Annotated in this window: 16 protein-coding genes; 9 read left to right on the plus strand and 7 right to left on the minus strand. The window is 73.4% G+C overall.

Annotated elements, in window-relative coordinates; genetic code table 11:
• Positions 1–3 precede the first annotated feature (3 nt).
• From ACIF80_RS18860 to ACIF80_RS18870, 3 genes are all read right to left on the minus strand, one after another.
• Complete coding sequence (locus tag ACIF80_RS18860; protein ID WP_399805877.1) at positions 4–492, minus strand: DUF5709 domain-containing protein; 489 nt, start codon at positions 490–492, stop codon at positions 4–6.
• 140 nt (positions 493–632) lie between these two features.
• Positions 633–1,700, minus strand: coding sequence for an MBL fold metallo-hydrolase (locus ACIF80_RS18865; RefSeq protein ID WP_399805879.1), 1,068 nt, complete (start codon positions 1,698–1,700; stop codon positions 633–635).
• A gap of 83 nt (positions 1,701–1,783) precedes the next feature.
• On the minus strand, positions 1,784–2,698 hold the full coding sequence (locus tag ACIF80_RS18870) for a serine hydrolase (RefSeq protein WP_399806129.1): 915 nt from the start codon (positions 2,696–2,698) through the stop codon (positions 1,784–1,786).
• Positions 2,699–2,908: 210 nt separating this feature from the next.
• On the opposite strand from ACIF80_RS18870, the gene ACIF80_RS18875 reads away from it, so the two are divergent.
• Positions 2,909–3,868: a LysR family transcriptional regulator gene (locus tag ACIF80_RS18875; protein ID WP_399806131.1), complete on the plus strand. Its 960-nt coding sequence runs from the start codon at positions 2,909–2,911 to the stop codon at positions 3,866–3,868.
• Between the two features lie 227 nt (positions 3,869–4,095).
• Here the strand turns inward: ACIF80_RS18875 and ACIF80_RS18880 are convergent, their stop codons facing one another.
• A complete protein-coding gene (locus ACIF80_RS18880) occupies positions 4,096–8,484 on the minus strand; it encodes a CHAT domain-containing protein (RefSeq protein WP_399805881.1) in 4,389 nt (1,462 codons plus the stop codon).
• A gap of 67 nt (positions 8,485–8,551) precedes the next feature.
• Here ACIF80_RS18880 and ACIF80_RS18885 point away from each other — a divergent pair, with 67 nt between their 5' ends.
• From ACIF80_RS18885 to ACIF80_RS18895, 3 genes are all read left to right on the plus strand, one after another.
• Positions 8,552–8,938, plus strand: a complete 387-nt coding sequence (locus ACIF80_RS18885; protein WP_399805883.1) for a hypothetical protein — start codon at positions 8,552–8,554, stop codon at positions 8,936–8,938.
• 5 nt (positions 8,939–8,943) lie between these two features.
• Positions 8,944–9,762, plus strand: a complete 819-nt coding sequence (locus ACIF80_RS18890; RefSeq protein WP_399805885.1) for a hypothetical protein — start codon at positions 8,944–8,946, stop codon at positions 9,760–9,762.
• A gap of 804 nt (positions 9,763–10,566) precedes the next feature.
• On the plus strand, positions 10,567–11,181 hold the full coding sequence (locus ACIF80_RS18895; RefSeq protein ID WP_399805887.1) for a hypothetical protein: 615 nt from the start codon (positions 10,567–10,569) through the stop codon (positions 11,179–11,181).
• 266 nt (positions 11,182–11,447) lie between these two features.
• Here ACIF80_RS18895 and ACIF80_RS18900 read toward each other — a convergent pair whose 3' ends face one another.
• Positions 11,448–12,047 carry a hypothetical protein gene (locus tag ACIF80_RS18900; protein WP_399805889.1) on the minus strand — a complete coding sequence of 200 codons (600 nt, stop codon included), beginning with the start codon at positions 12,045–12,047 and terminating at the stop codon, positions 11,448–11,450.
• Between the two features lie 2 nt (positions 12,048–12,049).
• Positions 12,050–13,759, minus strand: coding sequence for a cytochrome c oxidase subunit I (gene ctaD / locus ACIF80_RS18905; RefSeq protein WP_399805891.1), 1,710 nt, complete (start codon positions 13,757–13,759; stop codon positions 12,050–12,052).
• A 371-nt stretch (positions 13,760–14,130) separates the two neighbouring features.
• On the opposite strand from ctaD, the gene ACIF80_RS18910 reads away from it, so the two are divergent.
• The 4 genes from ACIF80_RS18910 (at position 14,131) to ACIF80_RS18925 (ending at position 18,345) form a co-directional block, all read left to right on the plus strand.
• Positions 14,131–14,715, plus strand: a complete 585-nt coding sequence (locus tag ACIF80_RS18910) for a sigma-70 family RNA polymerase sigma factor (RefSeq protein ID WP_399805893.1) — start codon at positions 14,131–14,133, stop codon at positions 14,713–14,715.
• Positions 14,712–15,473: an anti-sigma factor domain-containing protein gene (locus ACIF80_RS18915; protein WP_399805895.1), complete on the plus strand. Its 762-nt coding sequence runs from the start codon at positions 14,712–14,714 to the stop codon at positions 15,471–15,473. The genes ACIF80_RS18910 and ACIF80_RS18915 overlap by 4 nt, the downstream gene beginning before the upstream one ends.
• A gap of 366 nt (positions 15,474–15,839) precedes the next feature.
• Positions 15,840–17,477, plus strand: a complete 1,638-nt coding sequence (locus tag ACIF80_RS18920) for a molybdopterin-dependent oxidoreductase (RefSeq protein WP_399805897.1) — start codon at positions 15,840–15,842, stop codon at positions 17,475–17,477.
• Positions 17,478–17,688: 211 nt separating this feature from the next.
• Complete coding sequence (locus tag ACIF80_RS18925; RefSeq protein WP_399805899.1) at positions 17,689–18,345, plus strand: fasciclin domain-containing protein; 657 nt, start codon at positions 17,689–17,691, stop codon at positions 18,343–18,345.
• Between the two features lie 198 nt (positions 18,346–18,543).
• On the opposite strand, the gene ACIF80_RS18930 is transcribed toward ACIF80_RS18925, so the two are convergent.
• Positions 18,544–19,437 carry a LysR family transcriptional regulator gene (locus tag ACIF80_RS18930; protein WP_399805901.1) on the minus strand — a complete coding sequence of 298 codons (894 nt, stop codon included), beginning with the start codon at positions 19,435–19,437 and terminating at the stop codon, positions 18,544–18,546.
• 101 nt (positions 19,438–19,538) lie between these two features.
• Between ACIF80_RS18930 and ACIF80_RS18935 the strand changes: the two genes are divergently transcribed.
• Positions 19,539–19,937 (plus strand): YybH family protein, encoded by a 399-nt coding sequence (locus ACIF80_RS18935; protein ID WP_399805903.1) that lies wholly within the window; start codon positions 19,539–19,541, stop codon positions 19,935–19,937.
• Positions 19,938–19,992 lie beyond the last annotated feature (55 nt).

Genomic DNA, 19,992 nt, shown 5'->3' on the forward strand with positions numbered 1-19,992 from the left:
TCCTCATTCCTCCCGCTCGTCCGCCGGGGGCAGTTGGTCCTCGGGCACCACGTGGACCGCAGCCTCCTCGGCACCCGCCGCCCCGCCGTCGATGCCCTGGTCGTCGGCGACCAGCTCCGCGGTGGTGTCCGTCCGCGTGCCCTCGTCCGGCGCGACCAGGCGCCCTGCGCGGTCGGTGCCGGTTTCCGGGTCCCGCGGTTCCCCTTCACCGCCGGGCAGGTCGCCCACACCGTCCCCGGCCGGCACCTCCACGTCGGGAACCTCCTGTCGCAGCCTCTCGTCGAGGGACTCCCCCTCGTGCTGCTCGGCGGCCGTGGTGCCGGTCTTGGTGACGCCCAGCGGCTTTTCCGGCGGGGAGTAGCCCTCGTCCAGCATGTCGTCGTACGAGCGCTCGTCCACCGCGTCCTGCATGTCCAGCGGCGACGCGTCCTCCTGCTGCTCATTGCTACCGGTGGGCTGGTAGACGTCGTCCGCCATGTTCTCGTCGCTCATGTCCGCCTCCGGCCGGTGATCGGCTCATGTTTTCCGTCAGGACGGGACGAGTACCCAGGTCATGATCCGTCTACCTCGGCTCCCCGGTCCTCGGCTCCCCGGTCCCCGGGTCACCGGTCCCCGGGTCACCGGTCCCCGGGTCACCGGTCCCGCCGGCGGCCTCCCGGACGCATGGCGGCGTCGTACACGGTGCGGTAGTCCGGGACGACGATCCGCGTCGCCGGAGACGCCTTCCCGACCTGGGTGAGGAACGCTTCCAGGTCCATCGCCGGGTCTCGTACGGGGGAGCCGCTCAGTGGCACCTCGAAGTTGTCCCAGTGGACGGGGACGACGACGCCCGGGCTGTCCAGCGCGCGCAGCAGCCGGGGTACGTACTGGTGGGTGGCGGTGCCCGCGGGTACGGCGATCATCGCGAGGTCGGGGCGCAGGCCCCTCACCGCCCGTTCGGAGAAGTCGCTGGCGCCCATGAGGAACGCCGACGGGCCGTCGTCCCCCGTCGTCACCCGGAAGGCGAGGGTGTCGCCCTCCGGCAGGTCCGAGATGGTTTTCGGGGCCGTCGCGGGCGGGGCGTTCAGCGTGCCCGGGGCGAAGTAGGCGCACTTCTTGTTGCGGCTGTGCAGGCTCGGCACGACCTCCACGGTGATCCCCCCGCCGAAGTCCAGTACCTCGCCGCCCTTCACCACGGAGATCTGTCCCGCGTCGACCCCCAGGGAAACCAGCAGGTGGTACGTGGTCTCGGTGCCGACGACGCGGGCGCCGGTGGTCCTGGCGATGTGCGGCACGTCGCCGAGGTGGTCCCAGTGGGAGTGGCTGACCAGGACGAGTTCGGGGCGGCCGATGTGCGCGTCCACGACCTCCGGCCGGGTCCGCAGGCGGGTCCCCGGGTCGAAGGCGCCGTCGAAGAGACCCGTGGGGAAGCGGGTGAGATACGGATCGAAGAGGACGGTCCGGTCGCCGACGTCGATGCGCCAGCCGGCGGTACCGAGCCAGCGCCATGAGACCGAACCGGCGGCTCGGCCACCGCCCCGGGCGGGAGCGGGGGCGGCGTCCGTGGCAGCGGCGGCGGTGGCAGTGGCGGCCGTGGCCGGGATCAGCGGGGAGGCCGCGCCGACTGCGGCACCGCGCAGCACCGTACGACGGTCGAAACCCCGTCGGAAAGGCGTGTCCGGTCGGTCCGCCCGGTCTGTGGCACGTGTGTCCTGGGTCATGGCGTCAGAAGATCAGGACGCCGACTCCCCTGTCCAAGACCGGAATTCGGCTACGCCGATATGCGAACGCATATGCGCTCCGGTCACCGGCCGTCGCCGCGCAGGAAGCCGACCGCGATTCCGGCGGCCCTGCCCGCCGCGGCGTCCACCGTGGGGCGGGAAGCGGCCAGGGCGTGCGTGCGGGCGAAGACGGCGACCGCGTAGCACCCACCGTCGGGATAGCGGACGACGCCCGCCTCCATGTGCAGTCCCGGCAGGGTTCCGGTCTTGGCCGCGACCGTGACGTCGTCCGGGAAGCCCGACACCAGCCGGTGCCGGAAAACTTGACGTGACATCAAGTCGCGTACGAACGAGCAGGCTTCGGGCGGTCCGGCGGCGTCGGTCCAGATGAGCCGGAGCAGCAGCGTGATCTCGCGGGGCGTGCTCGCCGTGGTGCGGCGGGGATCCAGCACGGCCAGCCGCCTCTTGCGGTCGTCCGGCAGGGCGGGGTAGCGGACGGCGAAGTCCCGCTCGTCACGCGCCCCGACCTCCGCGAGCATCGACTCCAGCAGGTCTCGCGGTCCGCCCGCGATCCGGGTCCGCTCCAGGCCGAGTTCCGCCGCGAGCAGCCGTACGGTGTCCAGGCCCACGCGGGCCAGCAGCAGGTCGGCCGCCGAGTTGTCGCTGACCGACATCGCGAAGTGGGCCAGGTCGCGCAGCGACAGCTCGACGTCGTCCAGACAGCCGGCGGTCCCCCAGCCGCCGAGCCGGTCGGCCGCGGTCACCCGCACCCGCTCCCGCGGGTCCAGCTGGCCGGCGGCGACCTGCCGGGCGAACTCCAGGACCAGCAGCACCTTGAAGATCGAGGCGATCACGACAGGGTCGTCGGCGCCGATGCCGACCCCACGCCCACCCGGCTCCTCCGCACCGGCCCCCGCAGGTCCGTGGACCGGTACCGCGTGCAGCCGGCCTTCGGCCCCCGCCTCGGCGAAGACCTGCCGGATCCGCTCCTCGATCACTTCTTCTCCTCGGTCCTCGACCATCGGCCCCGCCCATCACCCTCGGCCATCGGCCCTCGGTCGTCGGCCCGCCCCGGTCGGTGATTCCGTGCGGCCGTCCATGCGTCGCGGCCGACGGTCCGCCGGACCCGACCCCCGTCCGTGGGACCCGGCCACCGGATGCGTCATCCTCACCGCGGCCTTCACGTAAGGTCATTGACCGTGGATCTCTTGCGCCACCTGCGCCTTTTCGTCACCGTAGCCGACGAGTTGCACTTCAGCCGGGCCGCCGAGCGACTGGGCATGGCACAGCCGCCCCTCAGCCAGGCGATCCGCAGGCTGGAGAGGGAGCTCGGTGCAGAGCTGTTCGACCGCTCGCAGCGTGGCGTCCGCTTGAGCGCCGCGGGGGCGGTGCTGCTGGACGAGGCCCACGAACTGCTCGACCGGGAACAGCGGCTGCGCACCCTGGCCCACCGCGCCGCCGACGGCGGCCTCGGCACGCTCCGCACGGGCGTACCGCCCGACACCACGGCCGCCGTACTGTCCGCCCTGCTCGCCGCCTGCGCGGCCCACGCTCCCGGGCTGTCCGTGGACCTCCAGGAGGTCACCACCGAGGAGCAGACACGGCTGCTCTCCTCCGGCGGGCTGGACGTCGGCCTCGTGCACCATCCCGTCGACACCACCGAACTGCGGCTCGGACCCGAGATCTCGCTCGACCTGGGTGTCGTCCTGCCGCGTACGTCACCGCTGGCGAGGCTGCCGGAAGTGGCGCTCGGCGAGCTCTCCGGCCACGACCTGGTGCTCTTCCCGCGGGCCCACGCGCCCGGCTGGTACGACCGGATCCTCGACGTGTGCCGCGCGGAGGGCTTCGTACCCGGCCGGGTACGGCACGCGTCGAACCCCGAGTTCCTGCTCGCGCTGGTGACGGCGGGGCACGGCATCGCCTTCGATCAGGGGCCGGTGGCCCGCAAAGAGCCCCGCGTCGCCTGGCGGCCCCTGGCCGGCCGTCCCCTCACCCTGCGCATCAGCGGCGCCTGGCCCTCCGGCCGCGGCGCTCACCCGGCCGCCCGCCGCTTCGCGGAACTCGCGGCCGACGTCCTGGCCCGCGACCACACCGCGACCCCGTGGCGCGACGGCGTCCCTCGCCCACCGGACGATTCCCCGCGCCCGTGGTCGGTGGTCTACGGCTAGTACTCCGGTCCGAACAACCCGGCGGACGCCCTCGTCCGGTAGCCGCCCCGGCGTCCCACGACCCAGCCGCCGCCGACCGCACCGGGCACCCCTCCTTCACCGGGGGACGCGGTGCCGCCGACGGCGGAACCGCGCACGCCACGCGGGCTCCCACCGCCTGTCGCCCGGCTCCCCGCGCCGGCTTCCGCGTTCACTCCTCACCCTCCTGGACGCGGACGGCGTGTCCTCTACGTCCCCGCGTGGACGTACGCCGCCCAGACGTGCGGGCGGTCGGGGGCACGGCGGCGCAGCTGGCGGACCGTGTCGTGCAGGGCGTGGGCGGCGCCGGGGGTGTCGGCGGCTGTTGCACGGCGGTAGAAGTCGCGGGTCATGTGGTCCGCGTGGGTGCTGTCGATCTTCCACAGGGTGCCGACCGCGGTGGGGAAACCGGCCAGCAGGAAGGAGCTCGTGATGTGGATGGCCTCGTCCGTGAGGCGTTCGGCGGCGCGTGCGGTCCCGCAGGCCGCCAGGAAGGCGAGCTGCGCCGAGCGCGGGCGGGCCCGGCAGATCTCCAGGACCGAGACCGTCTCGCCGCCGGGCAGGTGCAGCAGGGCGCCGGAGGGCTCCGTCGGGTCGGTGGCCGCGTGGCAGCCGAAGTGGGCCCACGAGGCATCGTGCAGTGCGGCGAGCACCGCCTGCCGGGTGGCCGCCGGGCCGACCAGCGGCTGGGGTGCGCCGAGGAGTTCGGCGGCGTGGGCGGCGGCCGCCGCGACGCCGGGGAGGTCGTCCTCGGGCGCGGCGACCAGCAGGGCGTTGTCGTGGCCGGCCGCACCGCGCTGCCGGGCGCGGGCCCGGGCGTACGCCAGGGTCCGCAGGCCCGGTGCGTACGACGACACCACGGTGTCGAGTGCGGCGCCGCAGCCGTCGAGCGCGCAGTCGGGCGCCGTGCACTGGGCCGCGTGCAGCGGCAGGGTGCTGAAGGGCCCGGTCGGGACCCACCAGATGCGTGGCCACTCGCCGTGCCGGGGGACGGGGTCCGCCGACCCGACCAGCTCCAGCACCGGGCGCACGATCCGGTGCCACGTCCACGCCAGCGTCTCGCGGACCGTGTCGCCGGCGGCGACGAGCCGGAGCGGGGACGGCCGCGACGTGCCCTGCGCGTTGACGGCGTCGACCGCGTCCCGCAGCCTCCGTGCCGTGTCGGCGATCTCGTCGGCCCCGGGGTCCAGCGTCAGGGCGGTGATCGACCGGTGCGTGACGACGAGGGCGTGGCACCAGCGTCGGCCGTGGTTGAGGATCACCACGGGGCCGTCGGCCGCGAGGGCGCGCGACTCCTCGGCGGTGAGCGGGCGCAGGAACCCTTCGAAGCCCGGCCGGGCGCGGATGCGCCGTACGACGTGGTCGAGTTCGTTGGATGCGCGCAGGCCGGCGAGCCGGGCCCATTCGGCGTCACCGGCGGCGGGTGCCCCGGGCCGTGCTTCGAGCTGTTCGGTCAGCCGCTCGAACTCGTCCGCCAGCGCGGGGTGCGCCGAGCGCAGGTCGCCGGTGTCGGCGCGGGCCTCGATCCGCCGGGCCAGCAGCAGACCGCGGCCCCGCTCCAGCAGTTCGACGGCGCGGTCCACGTCGGGGCCTTCGACGGTCCACTCCAGGGCGCCGGGCTCGGGCGGGGTCCGCCCCGCCTCGGCCGCGCGCACCACTTCTTCCAGGGCCGCCCGGCGGGCGGAGATCCGGGCGGTGATCTCGCGCTCGAAGACGCGGGCGAGGACCAGCTCGACGATCGACCGGATGTCCCCCTCGAACGTCGACAGGCCGTGCTCGGCGGACGCCTGGTCGCTGCCCCGGTCGGTGATGCCCGCCATGGCCTCGACGCCCGCTTCGAGATGGGCCAGGGCCAGGTCGACCCGGGGCCGCGGCCCGCGCAGCGCACCGGCCGCGGCGCCGATCTCGCCGTGGGCCCGCATCCACACCGGGATCCCGGGGTCCCGCCACGCGTCGGGGTCCGCGGTTCCGTCGAAGCGCGCCCGGACGGGCGCGAGGAGGGTGGCCAGGAAGTCCTCGTGTGCGGGAGGCACGCCCGGAGGGCGGGGGGCGCCCGTGGCCGTGGTGACCTCCGGGAGGCGGCCCCGGCCGATGACGTCGAGGAACATGCGCATCGTGGCGCCGATGTCGTCCGGTGCTCCCTGCGGCGCCTCCTCGGAGAGGACGCGGCTCAGCTCGTCCGCCTCGGCCAGCAGGGCCTTCGCCCGCTCCGGTTCGGTGACGCGGAGCGCGACGGAACGCTGCGCGAGCGCCCGGGCGAGCGTCATCGCGGTCATCGGCCGCATCGGGTGCCCGGCGCAGCACTTGGCGAAGGTCTCCCGGCACTGGTCGACCACGGCGTCGTCGAGGTCCGGGCGGGGTCCGCCGCCCGGACCCGTCGTCTCCACGAGGTTGATGTAGGCGTCGCCCATCAGGTCGTACCAGGGACGGCCCGCCCCCTCCCCCGCGGGCGCGGCGCGGATGACGTCCCGCATCCTGCGGGCGATCTGCCGGGCCCGTTCCAGTTGGGCCGGTTCGTGGCCGAAGAGGTAGTTCTGCAGGGCGTTGTGGAGCTCGGTACGGGCCGACAAGAGCTCCCTGTCGGTCTCGGACATCGTCGGATCGCCGGGCCGGGGCTCCCCCTCGGCCACCGGCGTGCCGGGTGCGCCCGCGGCCGAGGCGAGCAGGGCCGCCGCCTCGCGCGCGCCCTCCGCGTCGAAGGTGACGGTCGACAGGGTGGTGAGCGCGGCCGCGAGCATCCGGAGGAACTCGGCCGGCAGGTCGGCGGCGTGGGAGCGGGCGTAGCGCAGCAGCTCGACGGTCTCCGCGAGCAGGGCGGGGTCGGCGCGGCCGGCGGAGCGGGCGGACAGGGCGCTGCCGAGCGCGGCGGCGAGGTAGGGGCGGACGAGGACGTCGTCCTCGTCCAGCCCCTCGAAGATCTCCCGGATGATCCCGATGTCGGCGTCGAGGGTCTCGGGGTCGTCGAGGCGGACGTCGCTCAAGCGGATGAGCTGTTCCACCAACGCGTGCGTCTCGTCGTCCGGGCCGCCCGCGCCCTCCCCGCCGCCCGTGGTGACCGCCATGACGGCGACGGGCAGCGCGACCTCGAACAGGCCCCGCCGCAGCAGATCCAGCACCGGGAAACCGTCCGGGGCGCCGGCCGCCGCCGACCCGGTCAACTCGCGGGACTCCGCCGCGAGCAGGTCCGCGCGGGCGGGCGCGGTGCCGCGCAGCGCGCCCGCCCGCAGCCCGGTGAGCGCGGCCAGTACGGCGACGTAGGCGTGGCGGTGCGGCCGGTCGGCGGGGAGGGCCGCAAGGGCGGTGCGGTAGCGGGCGATCCGTTCGTCGGAGGAGTCGTCGGGCTCGAAGCCGGCGGCCAGGTCGACGAGGTCGAGGTCGATGTCGACCGGGTCGCCGTCGCGTGCGGCGCGCTCCCGGGCCCGCTCGGCGAAGCGCCGGAGCAGCGGTTGAAGCCGCTCCCGGTCACCCGGCTCGTCGCTCCGGCTCAGCTCCTCCACCTCCCGGTAGGCGGCGAGTGTCTCCCGGACCTCGTCACTCAGCACACCGACGGAATCGAGCAGTTCCATGGCCTCGAGGGCGGCCGTCTCGTCCTCGCGCTCCTGCGCGAAGGCCGCGAGCGCCCGGCCGAGCACGGCGGTGATGCGGGGGTGTGCGGGATGGCCGTCGGGAGTGTCGGCCAGGGCCGCGCGCAGTCGTCGTACGGCGCAGGCGATGCGGCCCGCGTCGTGCTCGGCCGTGCCCGCGTCGGCGATGGCCGCGCCGACGCGCAGGTCGCGTTCGCCGGGCCAGGAGAGGGGCTGGGCGTCCAGCCGGCGCAGGAAGCGCAGCCCTTCGGCGGTCTCCGGGGTGAGCGCGCCGTCCGGGGCGTCCGCGACCAGCCGTTCGACGAGGGCGAGCCGGGGCGTGCCGAGCAGGCGTGCGGCGTCCACCACCGTACGCAGGGTCACCGCGGCGACGGTCCGCGCTCCGTCGGGGTCGAACAGGTCCGGTCCGGCGGTGGCGAGCCGCGCGCACACCGCCCGCCCGTACCGGGCCGCCGCGGCCAGCCCGTCCGGCTCCGCCGCCCATTGGAAGCGCGTCAGGTGGAGGTCGTGGGCGTGGACGGCCAACTCCACGAATCCTGCGTGGTCCTCGGGCCGGACGTACTCGAACGAGGTGTCCGACCAGGCGAGGGCGGCCTCCAGGGCAGTGGCCCCCGCCTGCCGCGGCCCGTTGACCACGGCGTCGGCGTACGCCGAGCTCACCAGGTGGGCGAACCGCGCGTCGTGGGACGGGTCGGCGGGGTCGAAGCCCTCCTCGAGGGCGTCGGGAAGCCGGGTTTCCTCGGACACGCGGGGGCGCAGGAAGCCGAACGTGCCGAACACGACCATCAGGTTCTGTGCCGCGTCGGGGTCGTCGGTGCCCTGGTGGCGGAACCAGAAGGTCCAGAGGACGGCGGCGACCGAAGCCAGGTCGACCTGCCCCTCGGGCGAGGGCGCGGCCTCCCGCAGCAGGGCCAGCGCGTCGGCCACCGCGTCCTGGTCGCGCAGGGCGGCGGGGTCGCGGGCGTTCTGAGTCGTGACGAGGCGGGCGACCACTCGTTCCCGAATCTCGGACATCGTTCTTTACATTAGTGTGACTGACTGTCAGAGCGCATGGGTTCCGGGGACTTTCAGGGAGGCCACCGTGGGGGACGGGCCGAAGGCGCGCAGGGTGTACGAGAACGCCGTGGAATACCTGTGCCGCAATGTCGAGGAGCTGCGTCCGCTGGTCCCCTCCGCCGTCTGGGAGTCGGCCTTCCCCGTCGTGCGGGACGCGGACCCGGCCGGCACCGAGTGGCGGGACGCCGTACGCGTCCTGCACGACGCGGTCGAGTCGGCCGGTGTCCCGAACGGGCTCGGTCTGCCCGCCACCATGGGCGTGGGCGACTGGCCGGGCGCCCCCACACCGCAGTCGGTCGGCTGGGTCTGCCCCACACGTCGCTGCGCCCGGGTCGAACTGCGTGACGGAGCCCCGGCGCCGGCCCCGGCCTGCGATCTGGCCGGGGGACCGATGCGCCTGGTGGACGGCTGACGGCTGTGGGCCTGCTCATCGAGCTGCAGAAGCGCATACCGGACGGCTGGTTCCTGCGCCGCCTCCTGCCCGCCGCGCTGTTCGTCGTGGTCGCGGTCGTCGGCGGCGGGGAGCTGGGCCACTCCCACTGGAACGACGTCGCCCTCGCCCGCGAGCGGATCGCCGACGCACTGCGTGCGGGCGGCGGCCTCTCCGCGGACACCGTCGCCTCGCTCGTGCTCTTCGCGGTGCCGGTGGTGGGGGCCGCGTTCGCGGTGCCGTACGCAGCGGCCGCGGTCGGGGCACTGGCGTCCGGGGCCTGGCCGTGGTGGCTGCTGCCCGTGGGCCGACGGCTGAAGGCGTGGCGGATACGGCGCTGGGTGGAGCCGGACACACTGGCCGGGGAGTCCGTGCGGGCACGCGCCGCGGGCCGCGCGCTGCGCGCCGACCGGCTCGACGCACGGGCGGCCCGCGCCAGAACCGCCGGGCGGCCCGAGTCACCGACCTGGTCGGGCGACCGGCTTCGCCTCACCGAGGCGAACATCGCAAGAGAGACGGGCGGCGACGTCGTCAGCGGCTGGACCGCGCTCCTCCTGGGGACCGCCGATGCGCCCCGCGCCGCACTGGCCGAGGCCCGCGACGCCTACGACGCGGCCTGCGAGGCCCTCTCCTGGAGCGTGGCGTTCACGGTCCTCGGCGCCTGGTGGTGGCCCGCGGCCCCGATCGGCGGCCTCCTCGGCCTGGCCTCCTGGCGCTCACTGCGTCACGCGGTGCAGGCCCTGTGCCGCACGACGGAGGCGGCGTTCGTCCTGCGCGACACGGACCAGCCGCCCGCCCAGCCCTGAAACCGCTCCCCGTCCGCACCTCACGGTTCCGGCGACGGCTGTTCCGACTCGGGTCACCGGGCCGTCCGCGGGAACGCCCGGCCGCCCTGGACAGGAGCGGGTCGTCCGTCCGGCTCCCGGAATGCGGCTTTCGACGGCCTGCTCGACGGCTGCGCGCAGCGGCTCCACCGTCGAACAGGCCGGTCACCCGTGGCGGCTCCGGATCGCGGACGGCCCTGAACGGCATGCACGTACCCTCCAGGGCCGTGATCATCGAGTGGGCCGGCGACGATGTCCCTCCCGCGGCATCCTCTTCGTGGACCGTGCCCCCGATCTGGCCCACGTCGATCTCGACGGCCGGGAAGCCCGGGCCGGCGACCATGTGAATGACCGAGCGAGGTTCGGGCCGCTCACCCCAAGGACGGCACACATGACGTCGATCGATCCGGACAGGGCGTGGGCGGACAAGAGCCTGCCGGAGATCCTTGCCGCCCCCGCTCCGAAGACGCAGCACCGATCGTGACCGAACTCGGCCTGGTCGCCGCCCTCCCGACAGCGTCACCGTCCAGGGCGACGAGTCGGGCCGCACCGTCGCCGCAAGACCAGGGCCTGCCCAACGATCCTGCCGGGCAAGGCGGTTGAGGTTATCGACAGGCTGCGGAGAGTCGGCTGCCGAAGACACTCAGAGGGCCGTTCGGGCAAACCGATCGCCGATACTGACGCGAAGTGGCCCTCCCTGCTGCCACGTGGGCGGGAGACCTGCACCCGTGTCCCCCGACGAGCAGTCCCCCTGTCCGCCCGATGCCGCAAAGGAACTGCCCCCGCATGACCGCCCCCGTCACCGCCGAGTCCCAGCCCCCTCGCTCTCCTCGCCCGAAGGCCGTCCGGATCGTCACCGATGTCCTGCAACCGCGCAACGTGCTGCTGGTCGGGCTGACGGGGTTCGGCGCCCTCACCCACACCGGTCCCGCCGGCGCGATGTGGGGCTTGTTCGCCTCACTGTGCGCGGGCGTGGTGCCGGCCGGGTACATCGAGTGGGAACGGCGCCGGGGCACATGGGGCGACCGCCACGTCGTCGACCGGCACCAGCGGCCCCGCATCTTCGCCGTCATTCTCGCGTCGATCGGCATCGGCATCGCGGTGATGGAGGGCGGCGGCGGTCCGACCGATGTGGAGCACGCCATGATCGCCCTGTGGGGCATGACCGTCGTGCTGCTGACCGTCAACGCGGTCTGGAAGATCTCCGTCGATGCCGCGGTCGTGTCGTCGGTCGTGGCACTTCTCGCGTCCTTCCACTCACCGTGGTGGCTGCTCGGCTACGTCCTGGTCGTCGCCGTCTGCTGGACCCGGGTGGCCCTCGCCTACCACTCGGTCGCCCAGACGGTGGCCGGCGCGTCACTCGGCGCGGCGGCAGCCGCCGGTGTCCGACTGCTCTCGTGAGCCCCCCGGCGGCACCGGCCTTCCCCGGTGAGGCCCTTCGGAAGAGCCGAGGCCCGCGATCAGGACATCGCCCTCCGGGAAGCGTCGCCGCCTCCCGGCCGGAGAGCGCGGGTCCGGTTCTCGTCGTCCGCCCCGTACGGCATCCGCCCCGTACGGCGGCTCGTCCGGCAGCGCGAACGCCGCTGTCCGGCCGAGTGCGAAGACGTCGGTCGCCGCCGTGACCTCGTCCCGGACGTCTGCTCAGGAGCCATGGGCCGGGGCGTGCCTCATCGCCCCGGAACGTCGTGTCGTTCGCTGCCCTGCCGTGCGGGCCGGACCGGGACACCGTGGTCGCGGTGGCGGGTTCCGCGAGTGGCCGTGACGGCGACGGCGACGGCGACGGCGAGGGACAGGGCGACGAAAGTGAGGGGAGTGGCGGCGGTCAGCCAGAGCGGGACCGCGTCCCGGCCCTGAGTCCAGAGGAGAGCGGCGGTGGTCGTGGCGGCGGCCAGACCGCCGGCCAGGACGGCGGCGACGAAGGCGGTACGAGAACGCTCGGGGGGACCGGACCACCCCAGTTGCGCCCAGAGGCGGGCTGCTTCGCGTGCGCCGCGTCGGCGGTGGACGGCCGCGCGGGCCCACAGGCCGGCCGTGGCGGTCACGCCCGCCAGGGCCGCCGCGCAGGGCGGCCACCAGCTGTCGGTCAGGAGGAGGAGTACGGCGACGGCGGCGGCCGTGCTCCAGCCGCTGAGGCAGGCCACCGCCCCGGTGCGACGGGAGGCGGGCCGGTCGGCCCCGGTCCTCAGGTCGGCGAGGGCCGGCAGGTACCAGACGGAGCCGGCCGCGGTCACCACCGCCGTGCCGAGGGCCAGGACGGGTTGGGACATGGTCAGCGCACCGCCTCGAGGGCCGCGATCTCCGGGTGGTGGAGGTCGAAGGCGGGGGATTCGGACCGGATGCGGGGCAGGGAGGTGAAGTTGTGGCGCGGGGGCGGGCAGGAGGTCGCCCATTCGAGCGAACGGCCGTAGCCCCACGGGTCGTCGACCTCGACCTTCTTGCCGTACTTGGCCGTCTTCCAGACGTTGTAGAAGAACGGCAGGATCGACATGCCCAGCATGAACGACCCGATGGACGACAGGGTGTTGAGGGCGGTGAAGCCGTCGGCGGCCAGGTAGTCGGCGTAGCGGCGGGGCATGCCCTCGACGCCCACCCAGTGCTGGACCAGGAAGGTGAGATGGAAGCCCACCGTGAGCGTCCAGAAGGTGATCTTCCCGAGCCGCTCGTCGAGCATCTTGCCGGTGAACTTCGGCCACCAGAAGTGGAAGCCAGCGAACATCGCGTACACGACGGTGCCGAAGAGCGTGTAGTGGAAGTGCGCCACGACGAAGTACGAGTCGGAGAGGTGGAAGTCCAGCGGCGGTGAGGCCAGGATGACGCCGGTCAGGCCGCCGAAGAGGAACGTGACGAGGAAGCCCGTGGCCCAGAGCATGGGCGTCTCGAAGGACAGGCTGCCCTTCCACATGGTGCCGATCCAGTTGAAGAACTTCACCCCGGTCGGAATCGCGATCAGGAAGGTCATGAAGGAGAAGAACGGCAGCAGCACTCCCCCCGTGGTGTACATGTGGTGCGCCCACACCGTCACCGACAGGCCCGCGATCGCGATGGTCGCGCCGATCAGGCCCATGTAGCCGAAGATCGGCTTGCGGGAGAAGACCGGGACGATCTCGGAGATGATGCCGAAGAACGGCAGCGCCAGGACGTAGACCTCCGGGTGGCCGAAGAACCAGAACAGGTGCTGCCACAGCAGCGCGCCGCCGTTGGCCGCGTCGAAGATGTGGCTGCCGAACGTGCGGTCCATCTCCAGGGCGAACAGGGCCGCCGCCAGGACCGGGAACACCATCAGGACCAGCAAGCCGGTCAGCAGCACGTTCCAGGTGAAGATCGGCATGCGGAACATCGTCATGCCGGGAGCGCGCATGCAGATGATCGTGGTGATGAAGTTGACCGCACCGAGGATCGAGCCGAAGCCGGACAGGGCCACACCCATGATCCACATGTCGGAGCCGATGCCCGGCGAGTAGAGCTCGCTGGACAGCGGGGCGTACAGGAACCAGCCGAAGCTGGCCGCTCCGTCGGGGGTGAGGAAGCCACCGGCCGCGATCAGCGAGCCGAACAGGAACAGCCAGAAGGCCAGCATGTTCAGCCGCGGGAACGCCACGTCCGGGGCGCCGATCTGCAGCGGCATGAGCCAGTTCGCGAACCCGGTGAACAGCGGCATCGCGAACAGCAGCAGCATGATCGAACCGTGCATCGTGAACGCCTGGTTGAACTGCTCGTTCGACACGATCTGCAGACCGGGCCGGGCCAGCTCCGCACGCATGACGAGCGCCAGCACACCACCGACGACGAAGAACACGAGCGCGGAGACCATGTACAGCGTCCCGATCCGCTTGTGGTCGGTGGTCGTCAGCCAGTCCACCCACGACGCGCGCGTTGTCTCCGGCGCGGTGTTCCCGGGGCGCCCGAGCGCCTCGCCCGCGCCGGGGGCCGCGGCGTGCGCACCCGCGGCCCCCACCTCTTGTATCTGCCCCTCGGCCACCGCCGGTGCCCTCTCCTTCTGCTCACGCGCTCCGCTCCTGTCCGTACGTGTTCGGACAGGCGTCGGCGAACCGGGAGATGCCGAGTGGACGGGAGTGGACGCGACGTTTCCCGGCCGCTGCCCCATGATCCCCGCCGGGGTACGGGGGCCGAACAGGGCCGAACAGTCCCCACTGTGCGCCGGACAAGGGGACCAACGGCCCTGATGTGCCCGGCACCCGGAGCGCGTTCGGCCTTGGCCCGTGCGGGAAGAAGGGGATCGCCCGTCCGTGCCGGCGTGTGCGGCCTGCGATGTCGGCGGCCCCGTGACCAATCCAGGGTCTCCGTGGGAACGGATTACGCCCGGACATGTCCCGACCGTGGAGGCCCTCGGTGCAAGAAGCAGTACATATCGTCGGAAACCCCTCGGCGGGGCCCGACCTGCAGGAACTGGTGAGCCGGGTGGCGCTGGGGGACGAGGAGGCATTCGCCGGTGTCTACGACGCCGTGGCGGGCCCGGTGCTGGGGGTCGTGCGCGCCGTGCTGCGCGATCGGGCGCAGTCCGAGGAAGTGACGCAGGAAGTACTGGTGGAGGTGTGGCGGACCTCTCCCCGCTACCGTCCCGACCGCGGGACGGCCATCAACTGGATCCTCACCCTGGCGCACCGCCGGGCGGTGGACAGGGTGAGGTCGGTGGACGCCGCGTCCGCCCGGGACCACAAGGCCGCCCTGCTGGAACGGCTGCCCGAGTACGACGAGGTGGCCGAGCACGTCGAGGCACGGCTGGAACGGGAGCAGGTACGGCGCTGCCTGCGCACGCTGACCGACCTGCAGCGCCAGGCCGTCACCCTGGCGTACTACCGGGGGCTCACCTACCGCGAGGTGGCGGAGGCGCTGGCGCTTCCGCTGGGGACCGTCAAGAGCCGGCTCCGCGACGGACTCATCCGGTTGCGTGACTGCCTGGGGGTGACCGCGTGACGACCACCGACCTGCACCGGCTGACGGGCGCCCACGCCCTGCACGCGTTGTCCGACGAGGAGAGCGTGGCGTTCGAGCGTCATCTCGCGGACTGCGAGTCGTGCGCTCAGGAGTCGGCCGAGCTGAGCTCGACCGCGGCCCGCCTCGGCCTCGCCGTCGCCGTCACACCCCCGCCGGCACTGCGCGCCCAGGTACTGCGCCGGATCGCCACGGTCCGGCAGCAGACGCCCGGTGCTCCCGCCCGGGCCCTCCCCGTCCGGGTCGGCCTACGGGCCCGGACACTGTCCAGGTGGACGCTTGCCGCCTGCCTCGCGGCGGCCACTGCTCTCGGCGGGACGGCCGTGTGGCAGCACCAGCAGGCCGAGGACGCCCGTGACCAGGCGCGTCGTGCCGTGCGGGCGGCGGACGAGATCGCCGCCGTACTGGCCGCGCCGGATGCCAAGACCCTGGCGGCCGGCGCGGCCGGGCTGGGCAACGGCGCCACCGGCACCGTCGTCGTCTCCCCCAGCCGGGACAGGGCCGTGTTCGTCGCCTCCGGGACGGCCCGTCCGCCCGGCGGGAAGGTCTACCAGTTGTGGTTCGACGACGGCGGCACCATGCGGCCGGCCGGTCTGATGGACCCCGGCCGCAGCGACCAGGCCGTCCTCATGCAGGGCCCCGTCGACAGGGCGTCGGGCATGGGCATCACCGTCGAACCCGGCGGCGGCTCGAAGCAGCCCACCACCGACCCCGTCGCCCTGATGTCCCTCCCCACCTGAGCGAACGCCCCGACCACGTCGGAGAGGCCTGACGGCCCGGATGCCGGACCGTCAGGCCTCTTCGCGTCATGGCGCGGCGCGCTCCGCTCCGTCCCGCCCCGTTGCAGCACGTCCCGTCGCGTCCCGTCGCGGTGCAGCACGTACCGTCGCGTCCCGTCGCGGTGCGAGCGACCGGTCCCGGGTGCGGCGGGGCGGGACCGTGCGACGGCCGAAGCCCTGCCTCAATACGCTTCAGTACGCCTCAAGGCCGCGGGCGTTCCTTGTTCTTTCTCCGTAGCCGAAGTCGGCACGGATGGGTCGGAGAAGAAAATTCCTCCGATCGTGGCAGCGACCAATCCGGCCGGCTTTCGGAACCGGATTCCCCGCGTGACTGAGACCGAGAGGCACCCACGAAGCCCGCGCAGGCCGATACGGCTGCCGCTGGGCGCGCTGAGCGGCGCGTTGGCGGGTTTCGCCGCGCTCGCGGTGGCCGAGGCGGTGGCGGGAGCGACGCGTCCGCAGGCCGGTCCCGTCGTCGCGGTCGGCGGTGCGGCGATCGACCGCACACCCGCCGCCGTGAAGGACTGGGCGATCCGTGATTTCGGCACCCACGACAAGCTGGTTCTCCAGCTGGGAATTCTCGCGGTGCTGACGCTTTTCGCACTGGTGCTGGGAATCGCCGCACTGCGGTTCCGGCGCGGCGCGGCGGCCGGTGTGCTGCTGTTCGGTGCCGTCGGCGCGCTCGCGGCGACCGGCAGGCCCGACGCGAGCGGGGCCGTCGACGCCCTGCCCTCCGTCGTGGGCGCTGCCGCCGGGACCGTGCTGCTGTACGTCCTCGTGGGCCGCCTCGCACCCCGGGGCCCCGTGCCTGGCACACCACCGCACGGTGAGGAGGCACGGCCGCACGGTGAGGAGACACGGCCGCACGGTGAGACGTGGGATCGCCGCGGCTTCGTGATCGCGGCGAGCGCCGCCGCGGCCGCGACTGCCGGAACCGGTCTGCTCGCCCGCTCCCTGAGCGGGGCCGGCGGCCGGGACGCGGCCGTCGGCCGGAGGAACGTGGTGCTGCCCGCGCCCGGTTCCCCGGCCCGGCCCGTGCCCAGGGGCGCCCAGCTGCGGATCCCAGGAATCAGCCCCTTCGTCACGCCCAGCGGTGACTTCTACCGCGTGGACACCGCCCTGGTGGTGCCCGAGGTCGACGTGACGGGATGGAGTCTGCGCATCCACGGCACGGGCGTCACCCGGCCGGTCACCCTCTCCTACGACGGCCTGCTGCGGCGCGAGTTGATCGAGCGCGACATCACGCTCACCTGTGTGTCGAACGAGGTCGGCGGCCCCTATGTCGGCAACGCCCGCTGGATCGGCGTCCGTCTCGCCGACCTGCTGGCCGAGTGCGGAGTGGTACCGCCCTCGAAGGGCGGGCCGGCCGACCAGCTGGTGGCCCGATCCGTCGACGGCATGACGATCGGCACCCCCGTCGAGGACGTACTGGACGGACGCGACGCCCTTCTCGCCCTGGGCATGAACGGCGCGCCGCTGCCCTTCGAGCACGGCTTCCCGGCCCGCATGGTGGTGCCCGGCCTCTACGGTTACGTCTCCGCCTGCAAGTGGATCCAGGACATCGAACTCACCACGTTCGACGCCTACGACCCCTACTGGGTCGAGCGCGGCTGGGCCCGCGAGGCGCCGGTCAAGACGCAGTGCCGGATCGACACCCCCAAGCCCTTTGCCCGCCCCTCGGCCGGCACGGTCATGGTCGCCGGGGTCGCCTGGGCGCAGCACCGCGGCATCGACAAGGTCGAGATCCGCGTCGACGACGGTCCCTGGCAGGAGGCCCGGCCGGCGGCGGAGGCCTCGCGCGACACCTGGCGCCAGTGGTCCTTCCCCTGGAAGGCAACCAAGGGCGGCCACACCCTCACCGTCCGCGCCACCGACCGCACCGGCGAGACGCAGACCGAGAAGCGCACCCGCACCGCCCCCGACGGCGCCGACGGACGGCACTCCGTCGTGGTCACCGTCGAGTGACTCCCCCACGGATCCCACGGTCCCCCCTGACCGACCCGGACTTCCCGGACTTCCCGGACGCCCCGGCCCCGGACTTCCCGGCCCCCGGCCTTCCCGGCCTTCCCCAGTGCGGCACCCCGCGGCTCCCCAGGGCACCCACTGACACCCCGAGCCACCTTCCCTCCACCCATCCAGACGCGGCTCCGGCCGCGACCGACCACAGGAGAAACTCATGAGCAACCGTGCCCGCCGTACCGCCGTCGTCCTGGCCGCCGCGGCCGTACTTCCCCTCGCCCTGAGCGCCTGCTCCGACGACAGCGGGGACACCGCGAAGGCCGGTTCCTCCACCGAGGCGTCCGCCTCCGCACCGGTCTCGGACGACGGCATGAGCGGCTCCGGCGCGTCCCCGGCCGGCCGGCCCTTCGGTCCGGCCTGTTCCTCGGTCCCGAAGGACGGCGCCGGTTCCTTCGACGGCATGGCCCAGGACCCGGTGGCCACCGCCGCATCCAACAACCCCGCCCTGTCCACACTGGTGACAGCGGTGAAGAAGGCCGGGCTCGTCGACACGCTCAACAACGCCCGGGACATCACCGTGTTCGCGCCGACCAACGACGCCTTCGCGAAGATCCCCGAGGACACCCTGAACGAGGTCCTCAACGACAAGGCCCAGCTGACGAAGATCCTCACCTACCACGTCGTGGGCCAGAGGCTCGCCCCGAAGGACCTGGAGAACGGTTCCTACGAGACGCTGGAGAAGTCGAAGGTCACCACCTCGGGTTCCGGTGAGTCCTACACCGTCGACGACTCCGCCAAGGTGGTCTGCGGCAGCGTCGAGACCGCCAACGCCGAGGTCCACATCATCGACACGGTCCTGATGCCCGCCAAGTGATCGACCGCTGTCCCGGGGGCACCACTTCGGTGGTGCCCCGACGGTACGGGCGGCCGGCGGGGACCGGGCAGACAGCCGGCCGGGCCGGGCCGGGTGTCGGACGACGTCCGCGATCCGGCGCACGCCCGTGCGGACAGCGGCGGCGAACCAGGGAACGGCTGTCGGCTATCGGCCGTCCGCCGTCCGCCTCTCGCTCTGTCACGCCGGGTCGGACAGTGCGAACGCCCTCCGGCTGTGGTGCAGCAACTCCCGTACGGCGGCGGGGTTGTGGTCGCTCTTCCAGATCAGGGCGAGCATCGCCGGTGTGTCGGCGTCGTCGATGAGGCGGGCGATGAGCCGGTCACCGCGGCCCGCGGCCATCGACTCGCTGAGGACGGCGACACCGAGCCCGCGGGCGGCGAGGTCCGCGACGGCGTCCGCCGCGCCGGCCTGCAGCGCGATCACGGGCCGGAGGTCCTGTGCGGCACAGGCCAGGTCGAACGCCGTGCGCAGCCCCGTACCGGAGGGCATGCAGACGATCGGATGGGCGGCCAGGTCGCGCAGCGCGACCCGTGGCTGTTGCGCCAAGGGGTGCCCGGCCGGGACCGCTGCCACGAGCCGCTCACTGAGGATCGTCAGCGCCTCCAGCCCGTCCGGGGCGGCGGTCGCGGTTCCGACGAGGGCCAGGTCGACGGTGCCGGCGCGTACGCCCTCGACGAGCCGGTCGGAGTTGTCCTCCAGCAGAGCGATCTCCACACCGGGATGCGCCCGGTGGAAGGCGGCGAGGGCGTCGAACAGCGGGGTGACCGTGCAGCCCAGGACCATCCCGACCGTGAGCCGGCCCCGGAGCAGGCCGGTGACCTCGCCCACCGCCCGGCCCACCGCCCCGGCCGCGGCGAGCGCGGCGCGGGCGGGGCCGAGCGCGGCCTTTCCCGCGACGGTGAGGGTGACGGCACGCGACGTCCGGTCGAACAGCTCGGCGCCGAGCTCCCGTTCCAGCCGGCGGATCTGGGCGCTGACCCCGGACTGGCTGATGCGGACCCGCTCGGCCGCCCGCGTGAAGTTCCGCTCCTCGGCGACCGCGACGAAGTACTCCAGCTGCCTCAGTTCCATAACCATGGATTCTAGTTGCCAGCAGATCCATCTGTTGGACTTCTGGTCGGCAAGCGACCACGCTGGAGGCATCGAAGTCCGAGCGAGGCCAGGAGGCATCCATGCCGGAAACACCGGGGCACCCGCACGAGGACGGGTCCGCGTACGCGAAGGCCATGCGGCCCGAGGACATCACCCGCCTGTTCGTCGAACGGTCCAACGCCGGTGACGCGGCCGGAGTCGCCGCGCTCTACGAAGAGGACGCGGTGATGGCATACCCGCCCGGCGACCGGACGGTGGGCCGGGAGGCGATCCGCGCCCTGTGGGAGAAGGTGCTGGCCCACCGCCCCCGCTTCGAGCCGGAGCAGCCGCTTCCGACGCTGGTCAGCGGCGACATCGCCCTCACCTCGACGCCGCCGGGGGACGGGGCGGGCGCCCGCGCGCAGGTCGTCCGGCGCCAGCCCGACGGAAGCTGGCTGCGCCTGCTCGACCAGCCCGAGTTCGTGCCGCCCGCCCGTTGATCCCTTCGGCTGCGTGACCACGCCGCCCGGGCGCCGCCGACGGACGCGGCTCTCG

Source organism: Streptomyces sp. NPDC085927 (genome assembly GCF_044540975.1).
GTDB lineage: Bacteria > Actinomycetota > Actinomycetes > Streptomycetales > Streptomycetaceae > Streptomyces > Streptomyces hirsutus.

Bases quoted from the DNA above. Each gene is read 5' to 3' on its own strand.
- ACIF80_RS18900 (WP_399805889.1), bottom strand. From the start codon at position 12,047: ATGTCCCAACCCGTCCTGGCCCTCGGCACGGCGGTGGTGACCGCGGCC.
- ACIF80_RS18925 (WP_399805899.1), top strand. From the start codon at position 17,689: ATGAGCAACCGTGCCCGCCGTACCGCCGTCGTCCTGGCCGCCGCGGCC.
- ACIF80_RS18865 (WP_399805879.1), bottom strand. From the start codon at position 1,700: ATGACCCAGGACACACGTGCCACAGACCGGGCGGACCGACCGGACACG.
- ACIF80_RS18935 (WP_399805903.1), top strand. From the start codon at position 19,539: ATGCCGGAAACACCGGGGCACCCGCACGAGGACGGGTCCGCGTACGCG.
- ACIF80_RS18860 (WP_399805877.1), bottom strand. From the start codon at position 492: ATGAGCGACGAGAACATGGCGGACGACGTCTACCAGCCCACCGGTAGC.
- ACIF80_RS18930 (WP_399805901.1), bottom strand. From the start codon at position 19,437: ATGGAACTGAGGCAGCTGGAGTACTTCGTCGCGGTCGCCGAGGAGCGG.
- ACIF80_RS18880 (WP_399805881.1), bottom strand. From the start codon at position 8,484: ATGTCCGAGATTCGGGAACGAGTGGTCGCCCGCCTCGTCACGACTCAG.
- ACIF80_RS18895 (WP_399805887.1), top strand. From the start codon at position 10,567: ATGACCGCCCCCGTCACCGCCGAGTCCCAGCCCCCTCGCTCTCCTCGC.